Here is a 12621-nt window from a genome sequence, read left to right as displayed (position 1 = left end):
GATCCGAGAACCGATCAACCCCCGACGACTTCAACTGACCCGGCCTTGGCATACCCCACCCAACGACCAGAACCCACCAAAGTCACCGGTATTGGTCCTAAGGCGCGTCTTCAAAGTCCCGCCGGGTCCGCGACGCCGGGCATCCCGCCTGGACGCACGCCCGGATCGCCCAAGTACGACCCAGTACGAGGACGACCCGGGCGCACGCCCAACCGGGCGCCCAACGGCGCGGACCGATCCGACGCGACTTTGAAGACGCGCCCTAGGACCGTCCGCCGCCCTAGGACCATCGAACCAACCCCGCCCAAGCCCCGAGCCCGATTCCGCGCGGCGTGGGCAGCGGGAGAGTTTCTCCATGGACATCACAGCTTCCGCCATCGCTCCCCGGCCCCTCGTCGCCGTCGTCACCGGCGGCTCGCGCGGTCTCGGCCTGGAACTCGCCCGCGCGTTGGCAACCGACGGCTGGCAGTTGGTGATCACCGCCCGCAACCCCGAGGAGCTCTCGGTCGCCGAAGTGGCGCTGAGCCCGCTCACCACCGTGGTCGCGTTGGCCGGATCGGTGGTGGACGACGATCACCGCGCCCACGTCGCGGCCGCCGCTTCCCAGCTCGGCGGGGCCGCGCTGCTGATCAACAACGCCTCCACCCTGAACGGTTCGACGGACGAGAGCGCCGAGCCGCTGCCGAGCCTCGCCGAGTTCCCGCTGCCCGACCTGCTGGAGACCTTCGAGGTCAACGCGCTGGCCCCGATCGCCCTCACCCAGCTGCTGCTTCCGCAACTGCGCCAGCACGCGGGCGCGGTGCTCAACATCAGCTCGGACGCCGCGGTCGAGGCGTACCCGGGCTGGGGCGGTTACGGCGCCGCCAAGGCCGCGTTGGACCATGCCTCCGCCGTCCTGGCCGAGGAGGAGCCGCAGTTGCGGGTCTGGGCCGTCGACCCCGGCGACCTGCGGACCCGGCTGCACCAGCAGGCCTTCCCGGACGCCGACCTCGCCGAACTGCCGCTGCCGATCAGCGTCGTCCCCGCCTTCCGCAGCCTGTGGCGCGACCGCCCGGCATCGGGCCGCTACCGAGCCGCCGAGCTGCCCGCCGAACCGGTCGCCGTCGTCAACACAACTGTCCCGGAAGGGGTCTGACATGACGACAGCACTGTTCGGTAGCACCGGTGTTCGGCTTGCGGACTCGGACGCTCAGCTCGCCGGACCGGAACCCGTGCTGCCGTCCAGCCTGGAATTCGTCGTTCCGCCCGAACTCTCCGCCCACGCCCCGGCCGAGGCGCGGGGCCTGCGCCGCGACGGCGTGCGGTTGCTGGTCGGCCGGGGCGGTCGGCAGGCGGTGCCGAGTGCCGAACACCACCGCTTCACGCAGCTGCCCGAGGTGCTGCGCCCAGGCGACCTGTTGGTGGTCAACAACTCGGCCACGCTGCCCGCTGCCCTGCCCGCCCGGCTGCCCGACGGCGGCGAGATCACCCTGCACGTCTCCGCCACCCACCCGGACCCGCGTGGTGCCCACCTGGTCGAGCTGCGCCGGACCGGGCGGGACGGCGCAGCCGCCGAATACCTCACGCCGGCCGACAACCCGGCCCGATCGGGCCTGCGGCTGAGCCTGCCGGCCGGCGGCGAGGCGGTCCTGACCGAGGCGTACACGCCACGGCTCTGGTACGCCCGGCTTGCCGTGCCCGGCCGGCTTCCCGACTACCTGGCGGGGCACGGCAAGGCGATCCGGTACGGCTATGTGGACCAGGACTGGCCGGTAAGCGCTTACCAGACGGTCTTCGCCGCCGAACCCGGTAGCAGCGAAATGCCCAGCGCCGCCCGTCCGTTCACCGACGCCCTGGTCAGCGCCCTGGTCGCGCGCGGCGTCCTGATCGCCCCGATCACCCTGCACACCGGTGTCGCCTCCCCGGAGGCCCACGAGGCGCCCTATCCGGAGCGTTTCCGGGTCCCCGCTGCCACCGCCGCGCTGGTCAACCACGTCCGAGCCACCGGCGGTCGGGTCATCGCGGTCGGCACCACCGCGGTCCGCGCCCTCGAATCCGCCACCACCCCCGACGGCCGCAGCCATCCTGCGGACGGCTGGACCGACCTGGTCATCACGCCCGCCCGTGGCGTCCGCGCGGTGGACGGCCTGCTCACCGGCTGGCACGAACCGCGCGCCTCGCACCTGCTGATGCTCGAAGCCATCGCCGGCCGCCCCCTGCTGGAACTCTGCTACCGCGAGGCACTGGCCGGGCGCTACCTGTGGCACGAGTTCGGGGACGTGAACCTGCTGCTGCCGGAGTGAGAGCCTGGTGGCAACGTCCCCGGGCCATCCGAGCGCCGCACACCCGGCCCGACCCGTCCGGCCCGACCCGTCCGGCCCGACCCGGCCTGTCCGGCCCGTGCGCGCTCCTGCTCAGTCGCCCAGCGCCTGGTAGGTCGAGGTCCAGAAATCCTGAACGACCGTGGCCGTGGTCGGCGAGGTGAACGCCCGCTGGGTGAGCAGGACGCCGATCACCTGGTCCGTCGGGTCCACGGCCCAGGCCGTGCCCAGCCCGCCGGTCCAGCCGTACTGGCCGACCGGGTGTCCGAGATCGGTGCGCCGGGTGACCACCGAGCCGCCGAAGCCCCAGCCGTCCGAGTCGAGGAAGCCGGAGACGAGACTGGAAAGCGCTTTCTGTTCCGGCGTCAGCTGATCGGTGGTCAGCAACTCGACCGAGGCGCGAGAGAGGATCCGCTCACCGTCCGCCCGGCCGCCGTCGAGCAGCATCCGGCCGAACCTGTGGAAGTCGTCGACGGTGGAGACCAGTCCGGCGGCTCCTGCCTGGAACGCCGGGGGAGCGGCCCACTCGCCACCGACCGCCTCGTCATAGACGGTGAGCGCGCCGGTGGCGGGGTCGTCCCAGTAGGCGGTGGCGAAGCGGTCCAGCTGGTCGGGCGTGACCGAGAACGCGGTGCTGGTCATGCCCAGTGGTTCGAAGAGGCGCTCGCGCAGGAACTCCCCGAAGGCCTGACCGCTGGCCCGGGCGATCAGCACGCCGAGCACGTCGGAACCCGTGTTGTAGAGCCAGCGCTCGCCAGGCTGGTACATCAGCGGCAGCGTGCCGAGCCGGCGCAGCCACTCGTCCGGCTCGGGCACCAGGGAGGGGCGCGGAGCCCCCTGGCCGAGGTCGAGCGCGTCCATCGCCTGCTGGATGGGGTAGCTGCCGGGCGGGGCCATCAGGACGCCGGTCCCCATCCGGAAGGTGAGCAGGTCGCGCACCGTGATCGGGCGGTGGGCGGGGACGGTGTCGTCCAGCGGGCCGTCCAGGTGCCGCAGCACCCGGCGGTCGGCCAGCTCGGGGAGCAGTTCGTCGACCGGATCGTCGAGGCGCAGGCGGCACTCCTCGATGAGGATCATGGTGGCGACGGCGGTGACCGGTTTGCTCATCGAGGAGACCCGGAACAGCGTGTCCCGGGCCATCGCGCCACCGCCGATCGACCGTGCACCGATCGCCTCGACGTGCACCTCGTCACCCCGCGCCACCAGGGCGACCAGTCCGGGTACCCCACCGTGCTCGACGTGACCGGTCAGGACGTCACGCAGTCGGTCCAGGCGGTTCTCGATGAAGCCCTTGCGGTGGCTTGCGGGGATCATGTCGGCCTTTCTGTCGTAGTTGTGACTGACCGTCAGAAGATGTGCCGGCGATCCTCTCAGTCGCGACCGACGATCCGGGGTAAGCACACCGGGTCGGCGCAGCACCGGCGTGCGCACCCGCGCCTGCCGCGCGCTGAGCCCGCACTGGTCGGGCGGGTGCCTGGCGCCGGCCCACCGGGGTGCGCCGCAGCACGGCGCGAACGGCTAGCCTGGGCGGACAATGAACCGTTTCAGCACGTCATGGGGCGAGCTCGAGCTCACCCGCTTCCCCGAGGACCCGCGCGAGCAGCTGCGCGCCTGGGACGCCGCCGACGAGTACCTGCTGCGCCACCTGCACGGTGACCCGGAGCTGCCCGCGCCGCCCAGCGGCGCACCCGGCGGCGAGCCGCGCGGCACCGTGGTCGTCCTCGGCGACCGCTGGGGCACGCTGGTCACGGCGCTCGCCACCGGACTCGCCACGACGCAGCCGCCGACCACCCTGACGCAGCTCGGCGATTCCTACCTCGCCCAGCAGGCGACCCGCGCCAACCTCGCCCGCAACAACCTCGCCCCGAACGCCGTTCACCTGCTGGCCGGCACCGACACCCCGCCGGCGCGGATCGACGTCCTGCTGGTCCGGATGCCCAAGAGCCTCGCGTACCTCGAGGACCAGCTGCACCGCCTCGCGCCCGCGCTCCACCCGCAGACCGTGGTGATCGGCACCGGGATGGTCACCGAGATCCACACCTCCACCCTCCAGCTCTTCGAGCGGATCATCGGTCCCACCCGCACCTCGCTCGCGGTCAAGAAGGCGCGGCTGATCTTCAGCACCCCCGACCCGGCACTCGCCCGCACCGCGAGTCCCTGGCCGCACACCTACGCCCTGCCCGCCGGCCTCGGCCCGGTCTCCGGGCGGACCGTGGTCAACCACGCCGGGATCTTCTGCGCCGACCGGCTGGACATCGGCACCCGGTTCCTCCTCCAGCACCTGCCCGCCCGCCAGGGCCACGAGCAGGTGGTCGACCTCGGCTGCGGCAACGGCGTGGTCGGCACGGCGGCCGCGCTGGCCAACCCGGCGGCCGAAGTCACCTTCATCGACGAGTCGTTCGCCGCCGTCGCCTCCGCCGAGGCCACCTTCCGGGCCAACACGCCGCCGGACGCGGTCGCCCACTTCCAGGCGGGCGACGCGCTGGCCGCCGTGCCGGCCGGCTCGGTCGACCTGGTCCTCAACAACCCGCCCTTCCACTCCCACCAGGCCACCACCGACACCACCGCCTGGCAGATGTTCGCCGGTGCCCGGCGTGCCCTGCGCCCGGGTGGTGAACTCTGGGTGGTCGGCAACCGCCACCTGGCGTACCACGTCAAGCTCCGCAAGCTCTTCGGCAACTGCCAGACGGTCGCCGGGAACCCGAAGTTCGTGATCCTGCGAGCGGTGAAGCGGTAGCGGCCTGCCGGCCGCCGTGCCGGCCCGGCCCGGCCTCAACTCCCGCCGGCGGGCCCGCCCTCCGCGTCGCCGCGCAGGATCCACGGCTCGCCGGGCCGTGTCGGGCGCTGCGTCACCATGCGCAGCACCGTGGTCTCCCCGACCGGCTCGATCAGCAGCAGTCCGGCGGAGGCGTGGGAGTCGGCGCGTAACCACCCGGCCGGCTGCGGCGGGTGAGATCCTGGTGCGGCCGGCCCTGCAGTCCCACGTTGAGAGTAGGTTTCGTCAATGGCATGCCGTATCAGTGAGTTCGTGCTCAAGTGCCACAACCCCGAGGCGCTGGCGCGGTTCTGGTGCGAGGTCCTGGACTTCGTAGAGCTCGATCGCGAGGCGGAGGTCTACGTCGAGATCGGTCCGCGCGAAGGGTTCGGCGGCCCGCAGCCGACGATCTTCCTCATCCGCAGCGACGAGCCGAAGACTGGGCATGCCCGGCTGCATATCGACGTCAACCCCACCGACCGCGATCAGGACGCCGAACTCGAGCGCCTGCTGGCTGCCGGGGCCGAGCTCGTCGACGTCGGTCAGCCCGCGGAGGCGTCCTGGCACGTCCTCGTCGATCCGGAAGGCAACGAGTTCTGCCTGCTCAAGCGCCGCCTCGCCCCGCTCTGACAGCCGGTCAATCCGATCGTTGTTGTCGGACGTCACTGTCCTGACGCCTTGGCCCGCTTCGCCCCGCCCCACAGCGAGCCCGGGTTCGCCCGGTTCGGGTACAGCGCGAGCATCGCCTCGTACAGTTCGGCCGCGCTCTGCGTCTCGGCGTCGAGCCGGTTGAAGTCCGCGAGGTAGTTCCTGGTCTCGGCCAGGATCTTCGGGTCGTCGGGCAGGTCGGGGTTCTTGTGGCCGGCGACGACGAAGGCGGGGTCGAGCGCGGCGAGCGTGTCGGTCGCGCGCATCCACTCCTCGCGCGACGCGGTGGTGGTCTCGCCCAGGTACTGGTGGATGCCGTTGTAGGCGACATCGCCGGCCACGACGAGCCGCAGCTCCGGCACCCACAGCGCGGTGCTGCCCGCGCAGTCGGTGAAGCCGGTCTCGACCGACCGCAGCGGGTGGCCTTCGAGGGCGAACGTGTCGCCGTCCAGGACCTCCGGGAAGACCTGCGGCTGCGGGACCTGCCCGGGAAAGCGCGAGGTCCAGAAGGTATCGAGGTAGGGCGGCGTGCCCTCGAACCTCGCCTTGGCCACGGCTGCGGCAGTTGCAACCGCCTTGGCCTTGGGAAATGCCTCGAGGAGCTGCTTCACGCCGAAGCCGTGGTCGCCGTGGCCGTGCGTGATGTAGACGTAGGCCAGGTTGCGGTCGTGCGCCTTCACCCAGTCGACGAGCTGTTGGTTCTGTTCGACGGTGAGGAACGTGTCGACCAGCGCGGCGTCACGCTCACCGAAGATCAACGTCGCAGTGTTGACCACCCACTGGAGATCCTCCCTGGTGCCGGGCGGCAGGTCGCGGGTCAGACCCGACCGGCGCACGCACAAGGTTTCGTACCGCAGCGCTGAGGTGGCTTCCGGCATGTCGTGGTCCCTTCCACTCTCGTTGAGATCCGGGCGGACGCACTGGGCCTGGCCGGTCGCGAGGTCGGCTTCGGAGCCCCGGGGGCCGGGGACTCGACGAGCCGCCGACCCGATCCACGAGCAATCCTGCTCGCCCGCATCCGATCCGCAACACGACTTCGGGCCCGCCGCCCCGCACCCGTCGCGGGGTGGCTACTCGGAACGCCGCGGGGACAGGCCGTCCAGCACTATGTCGACCGCTCTGTCCACGACGGTCCGGTCGCCACGGGCGTTGGCCAGCGCTCTGATCAGCAGGTAGACCTCATCTACCGTTGCGTCCGCGCGCACCTCACCGGCTTGCTGGCCGCGGGACAGCAACTCCTCAACGGCTTGGCGCACCATGGTGGCCGCAGCCTCCACCTCATCAGCGGAGCCTGTCGAGTCGGCGGGCTCCTCCAGCAACGCGACGAGCGCGAGCTTCGCCGGAGCGCCTGAGACCATCTCCCGGAACGTCTCCCGGAACGCCGCCCCGGCCTCGCCGCCCTCGCCCCGCGCCCGCGCTGTTTCGGCGAGCAGGGTGAGGTGCCGGACGATCGTGGCCTTGATCAGCGCCCGCTTGGTCGGGAAGTGCCGGAAGACGGTGCCGATTCCGACGCCGGCCCGGCGCGCGACCTCCTCGGTCGAGCCGGCGTTGCCGGACTCGCCGAAGACCTCTTCGGCCGCGGCCAGCACCCTGTCTCGATTCGCCCGCGCGTCGCTCCGCATCCCACCATCTTCCCTCCCCGGCAGCCTTGCTCCCGCAGGCCCCGGTGACCAAGTCTTGCTATCCGGAGTTTTGACTCCGTATTATTCGGAGTGAAGACTCCGCTTAGAAGGGTAACCAGGATGCGAACCCCCGAAGACATGTTCCGTGCCATGCTCGACGGCGCCTGCCGGCTGCAGAACGGTGATCGCGACCAGATCGACGAGCTGGCCGGGTTCTACGCCGAAGAAACCGACGTGCGGCACCCGATGGCCCCGCTCGGCGACACCCCGATGATCAGTCGCGAAGCACTCCGACAGCACTTCGCCGCGGCGGGGGCGGCTGGCCTGGCAGGCTTTCGCGTTGAGGATGTACGCGTCCATCACACTGCCGACCCCGAGGTGGTCATCGGCGAGTTCACTTACCGCGGCGACGCGGGCTGGGCCGCCCCGGGCATCATCGTCCTCCGGATCCGCGAAGGGCTGATCGTCGAGTCGCGGGACTACATCGACCATCTCGGGCTCGCTCGTGCCACGAATACGCTCGACGCCCTCTGTGCGCAGCTGACGAGCGCCTAGCCTGCGGCGGTCTGACGGACCTGCTCCTGGTTGTTGTGCATGCCGACCGCCTGGCTGTCACGATCGACGCTGGACGCTCGGCTCGCCAAGTGAAGCACTCACTCGCCAACTGGAGCGCTCAGTCACAGTGGACGGGCTGCCCCTCGCACAGCTCCTTGCATGAATGTTCCGAGTTGCGTATATTCATGCCAAGTCCTGAGGAGGAAGCAGTCATGGCCTTGCGAGTCGCCGTTGCCGGAGCGAGCGGGTATGCGGGTGGTGAGGTGCTGCGCCTGCTGCTCTCGCATCCTGAGGTGGAGATCGGGGCGTTGACCGGTGGGTCGAACGCCGGGGTGAGGTTGGGGGAGCTGCAGCCGCATCTGGTGCCGTTGGCGGGGCGGGTGCTGGAGCCGACCACGCCGGAGGTGCTCGCGGGGCATGATGTGGTCTTCCTCGGGTTGCCGCACGGGCAGTCGGCCGCGGTGGCGGCGGCGCTCGGCGAGGATGTGCTGGTGATCGACTGCGGGGCGGACTTCCGGCTCAAGGAGGCGGCGGACTGGGAGCGGTTCTACGGCTCCGCGCACGCCGGGACCTGGCCGTACGGGCTGCCCGAGCTGCCGGGGCACCGGGCCGCGTTGAAGGGGAGCAAGCGGATCGCGGTGCCGGGGTGCTATCCGACCGCCGTCTCGCTCGCGCTCTTTCCGGCCTACGCGGCGCGGTTGGCAGAGCCGGAGGCCGTGGTGGTGGCGGCCAGTGGGACCTCGGGGGCCGGCAAGGCGCCCAAGGTGAACCTGCTGGGCAGTGAGGTGATGGGGTCGGTCACGCCGTACGGGGTCGGCGGGGTGCACCGGCACACGCCGGAGATGGTGCAGAACCTGAGTCCGGTGGCGGGGGAGCGGGTCGGCGTGTCCTTCACGCCGACCCTGGTGCCGATGTCCCGGGGCATCCTGGCCACCTGCAGTGCCAAGGCCAAGCCGGGCGTGACCGCCGGGGACGTCCGGGCCGCGTACCAGGACGCCTACGCCGATGAGCCGTTCGTCCATCTGCTGCCCGAACTGCAGTGGCCGCAGACCAAGTCGGTGTACGGCGCCAACACGGCGCTGGTCCAGGTGGTGCTGGACGAGCAGGTCGGCCGGATCGTCGCGATCAGCGCGATCGACAACCTGGTCAAGGGCACCGCCGGTGGCGCGGTGCAGAGCATGAACATCGCCCTGGGCCTGCCCGAGGAGTTGGGCCTTCCGCTGAACGGAGTCGCACCGTGACGAGCCAGACCAACGCGCAGGCGCACGGCAACAACGCCAACAACGCCAACAACGAGCAGGCTCACGGCAACATCGGCGTCACCGCCGCCAAGGGCTTCCGCGCCGCCGGTGTCACGGCCGGGATCAAGGCCTCCGGGACCCCGGACCTCGCGCTCGTCGTCAACGACGGCCCGGCGTTCGCCGCGGCCGGCGTCTTCACCTCCAACCGGGTCAAGGCCGCTCCGGTGCTCTGGTCCGAGCAGGTGCTGAAGGGCGGTCAGTTGGCCGCCGTCATCCTCAACTCGGGTGGTGCCAACGCCTGTACCGGACCCGCCGGGTTCCAGGACACGCACGCCACCGCGGAGCGGGTCGGCGCCGAACTGGGCGTCAGCGCGGGCGAGGTGGCGGTCTGCTCGACCGGCCTGATCGGTGAGCGGCTGCCGATGGACATCCTGCTGCCGGGCGTCGGGCTCGCGGCCAAGGAGCTCAGCGCGACCGGCGGTGGCGCGGCCGCGATCGCCATCAAGACCACCGACACGGTGCACAAGACCGCACAGGTCACCAAGAACGGCTGGACGGTCGGCGGGATGGCCAAGGGCGCGGGGATGCTCGCCCCGGGCCTGGCCACCATGCTCGTGGTCCTCACCACCGACGCCGCGGTGGACGCGGGCGAGTTGGACGACGCGCTGCGCGCCGCCACCCGCACCACCTTCGACCGGGTGGATTCCGACGGCTGCATGTCGACCAACGACACCGTCCTGCTGCTCGCCTCCGGTGCGTCCGAGGTGGCGCCCCCCGCCGCCGAGTTCGCCGCGGCGGTCGAGCAGGTCTGCGCCGACCTGGCCCGGCAGCTGATCGGCGACGCCGAGGGTGCGAGCAAGGACATCCGGATCGACGTCACCGGCGCGGCCACCGAGGACGAGGCGGTCACGGTCGCCCGCACCATCGCCCGCAACAACCTGCTCAAGTGCGCCATCCACGGCGAGGACCCCAACTGGGGCCGGGTGCTGGCCGCGATCGGCACCACCGACGCCGCCTTCGACCCGGACCGGTTGGACGTGGCGATCAACGGCGTCTGGGTCTGCCGGAACGGCTCGGTCGGCGAGGACCGCGACCTGGTCGATATGACGGACCGTCAGGTCGTGATCTCCGCGAACCTGAACGCGGGTTCGGCCCAAGCCACGGTGTGGACCAGCGACCTCACCGCCGACTACGTCCACGAGAACAGCGCCTACTCCACCTGATCCCGGGGGACCGAGACCGTGCAGATCGCACCCAAGGGCGAACAGGCCCGCAACAACACCGCGTTGCCCAAGGCGCTGACCCTCATCGAGGCGCTGCCCTGGCTGGAGCGGTTCCACGGCAAGACCGTGGTGATCAAGTTCGGCGGCAACGCCATGGTCGACGAGTCGCTCAAGGCGGCCTTCGCCCAGGACGTGGTCTTCCTGCGGTACGCGGGCCTGCACCCGGTGGTGGTGCACGGCGGCGGCCCGCAGATCAGCGCGCAGCTGGAGAAGCTGGGCCTGAAGTCCTCCTTCACCAACGGCCTGCGGGTCACCACCCCCGAGACCATGGACGTGGTCCGGATGGTGCTGGCCGGCCAGGTCCAGCGCGAGCTGGTCGGACTGCTCAACGAGCACGGGCCGTTCGCGGTCGGCATGACCGGCGAGGACGCGCACACCATGACCGCCGTCAAGCGGTACGCGGTGGTGGACGGCGAGCAGGTGGACATCGGCCTGGTCGGCGACATCGTCAACATCGAGGCGGGCGCGGTGAAGGCGCTGATCGCCGACGGCCGGATCCCGGTGATCTCGTCGATCGCGCGCGGCGCCGACAACCACGTCTACAACATCAACGCGGACACCGCGGCCGCCGCCCTCGCCGCCGCGCTCGGCGCGGAGATGCTGGTGGTGCTCACCGATGTCGAGGGCCTCTACGCGGACTGGCCCAATTCCGACGACGTGATCAGCCAGCTCTCGGCGAGCGAGCTGGAAGCCATACTGCCCACCTTGGCCAGCGGCATGCTGCCCAAGATGGAGGGCTGCCTGCGTGCGGTCCGCTCCGGCGTCGGCACCGCGCGCGTGCTGGACGGCCGGGTACAGCACAGTCTGCTGCTGGAGATCTTCACCGACGAGGGGATCGGCACCATGGTGGTGCCGGACGACGAGAGCACCGTTCTTGGGGGACTGGCATGAACGACCAATCAAACGACCAGCCGAATGACCAGCCGAATGACCGGCCGAGCGCCCAACAGGCGGTGACCAACGCTGATCTGACGAAGCGTTATCAGCACTCGTTCGCCAACAACTACGGCACCCCCCGCCTCCCGCTGGTGCGCGGCGCGGGCGCGCTGCTCTGGGACGCGGACGGCAACGAGTACCTCGACCTGGTCGGCGGCATCGCGGTCAACGCGCTCGGTACCGCGCACCCGGCGATCGTCGCCGCGGTGACCGCGCAGATCGGGCAACTCGGCCACGTCTCCAACCTGTTCACCGCCGAGCCGACCATCGCGCTGGCCGAGCGGCTGCTCGCGCTGGACGAGCGCCCCGGCCGGGTCTTCTTCTGCAACTCGGGCGCCGAGGCCAACGAGGCCGCTTTCAAGATCAGCCGGCTCACCGGTCGGACCCATGTGGTGGCCCTGGAAGGCGCTTTCCACGGCCGGACCATGGGCTCCCTCGCGCTCACCGGCCAGCCCGGCAAGCAGGCCCCGTTCCTCCCGCTGCCCGGCGAGGTGACCCACGTCCCGTTCGGTGACGTCGAGGCCTTGCGGGCAGCCGTCAGCACCGCGACGGCGGCCGTCGTGCTGGAGCCGATCCAGGGCGAGAACGGCGCCGTCCCGCTGCCGGCGGGCTACCTGCGGGCGGCCCGGGAGATCACCCGGGCGACCGGGACCCTGCTGATCCTGGACGAGATCCAGACCGGCATCGGTCGCACCGGCCACTGGTTCGCGCACCAGGCCGAGCCGGGCATCGAGCCGGACGTCGTCACGCTGGCCAAGGGCCTGGGCGGCGGGCTGCCGATCGGCGCCGTGATCGCCTACGGCGAGGCCGGCGAGCTGCTCCAGCCCGGTCAGCACGGCACCACCTTCGGCGGAAACCCGGTGGTCGCGGCGGCCGCCCTCGCGGTGCTCGACACCATCGAGTCGCAGGGCCTGCTGGCCCAGGTGCGAACGGTCGGCGAGCGGCTGCGGACCGGCGTCGAGGCGCTCGGCGATCCCCTGGTCGCGCAGGTGCGTGGCGCCGGCCTGTTGCTCGGGATCGTGCTCACCGAGCCGCTCGCCGCCGAGATCCAGTCCGCCGCCCAGCGCGCCGGCTTCCTGGTGAACGCGGCCGTGCCGGACGCCGTGCGACTGGTCCCGCCGCTGATCCTCACCGAGGCGCAGGCCGACGCTTTCCTCGCCGCACTGCCGGCGATCCTGCGCGAGGCCCGGCAGCAGCGGGCGCTCCAGCTCGGGCAGGAGCCTGCGGCCCAGGCCCGGCAGGACGACCCGGCCGCGCAGGCGCGAGGCTAGTCCGGGAGAA

General features: G+C 71.3%; 12 protein-coding genes. 9 read left to right on the top strand and 3 right to left on the bottom strand.

The window, feature by feature from the left end; all coding sequences use genetic code 11:
* Positions 1–355 precede the first annotated feature (355 nt).
* Both ABH937_RS35820 and ABH937_RS35815 read left to right on the top strand, forming a co-directional pair.
* Entirely contained in the window at positions 356–1135 is a 780-nt protein-coding gene (locus ABH937_RS35820; RefSeq protein WP_280694726.1) for an SDR family oxidoreductase, read from the top strand.
* 1 nt (position 1136) lies between these two features.
* On the top strand, positions 1137–2282 hold the full coding sequence (locus ABH937_RS35815; RefSeq protein ID WP_280694727.1) for an S-adenosylmethionine:tRNA ribosyltransferase-isomerase: 1146 nt from the start codon (positions 1137–1139) through the stop codon (positions 2280–2282).
* A 111-nt stretch (positions 2283–2393) separates the two neighbouring features.
* On the opposite strand, the gene ABH937_RS35810 is transcribed toward ABH937_RS35815, so the two are convergent.
* Positions 2394–3614 (bottom strand): serine hydrolase domain-containing protein, encoded by a 1221-nt coding sequence (locus tag ABH937_RS35810; protein WP_280694728.1) that lies wholly within the window; start codon positions 3612–3614, stop codon positions 2394–2396.
* A 220-nt stretch (positions 3615–3834) separates the two neighbouring features.
* Between ABH937_RS35810 and ABH937_RS35805 the strand changes: the two genes are divergently transcribed.
* Both ABH937_RS35805 and ABH937_RS35800 read left to right on the top strand, forming a co-directional pair.
* Positions 3835–5037, top strand: coding sequence for a methyltransferase (locus ABH937_RS35805; protein ID WP_280694729.1), 1203 nt, complete (start codon positions 3835–3837; stop codon positions 5035–5037).
* Between the two features lie 267 nt (positions 5038–5304).
* A complete protein-coding gene (locus ABH937_RS35800; RefSeq protein ID WP_280694730.1) occupies positions 5305–5685 on the top strand; it encodes a VOC family protein in 381 nt (126 codons plus the stop codon).
* Positions 5686–5717: 32 nt separating this feature from the next.
* Here ABH937_RS35800 and ABH937_RS35795 read toward each other — a convergent pair whose 3' ends face one another.
* Together ABH937_RS35795 and ABH937_RS35790 are read right to left on the bottom strand one after the other, a co-directional pair.
* The gene (locus tag ABH937_RS35795; RefSeq protein ID WP_280694731.1) at positions 5718–6581 is read right to left on the bottom strand and encodes an MBL fold metallo-hydrolase; all 864 of its coding nucleotides are present in this window, start codon (positions 6579–6581) and stop codon (positions 5718–5720) included.
* Between the two features lie 192 nt (positions 6582–6773).
* A complete protein-coding gene (locus ABH937_RS35790; protein ID WP_280694732.1) occupies positions 6774–7325 on the bottom strand; it encodes a helix-turn-helix domain-containing protein in 552 nt (183 codons plus the stop codon).
* Positions 7326–7445: 120 nt separating this feature from the next.
* Here ABH937_RS35790 and ABH937_RS35785 point away from each other — a divergent pair, with 120 nt between their 5' ends.
* The 5 genes from ABH937_RS35785 to ABH937_RS35765 all read left to right on the top strand — a co-directional run bounded on the left by ABH937_RS35785 (position 7446) and on the right by ABH937_RS35765 (position 12611).
* Positions 7446–7880, top strand: a complete 435-nt coding sequence (locus tag ABH937_RS35785) for a nuclear transport factor 2 family protein (protein WP_280694733.1) — start codon at positions 7446–7448, stop codon at positions 7878–7880.
* 212 nt (positions 7881–8092) lie between these two features.
* Positions 8093–9121 (top strand): N-acetyl-gamma-glutamyl-phosphate reductase, encoded by a 1029-nt coding sequence (gene argC, locus ABH937_RS35780; protein WP_280694734.1) that lies wholly within the window; start codon positions 8093–8095, stop codon positions 9119–9121.
* A 71-nt stretch (positions 9122–9192) separates the two neighbouring features.
* Positions 9193–10344, top strand: coding sequence for a bifunctional glutamate N-acetyltransferase/amino-acid acetyltransferase ArgJ (gene argJ, locus ABH937_RS35775; protein WP_280694756.1), 1152 nt, complete (start codon positions 9193–9195; stop codon positions 10342–10344).
* Positions 10345–10362: 18 nt separating this feature from the next.
* Positions 10363–11295 (top strand): acetylglutamate kinase, encoded by a 933-nt coding sequence (gene argB, locus ABH937_RS35770; RefSeq protein ID WP_280694735.1) that lies wholly within the window; start codon positions 10363–10365, stop codon positions 11293–11295.
* Positions 11292–12611, top strand: a complete 1320-nt coding sequence (locus ABH937_RS35765) for an acetylornithine transaminase (RefSeq protein WP_370147019.1) — start codon at positions 11292–11294, stop codon at positions 12609–12611. Before argB ends, ABH937_RS35765 begins: the two co-directional genes overlap by 4 nt.
* Positions 12612–12621: the final 10 nt, after the last annotated feature.

Origin of the sequence: Kitasatospora sp. GAS1066B (assembly GCF_041262605.1) — a bacterium.
Taxonomy (GTDB): domain Bacteria; phylum Actinomycetota; class Actinomycetes; order Streptomycetales; family Streptomycetaceae; genus Kitasatospora.
This window is presented reverse-complemented; position numbering and strand designations above follow the sequence as displayed.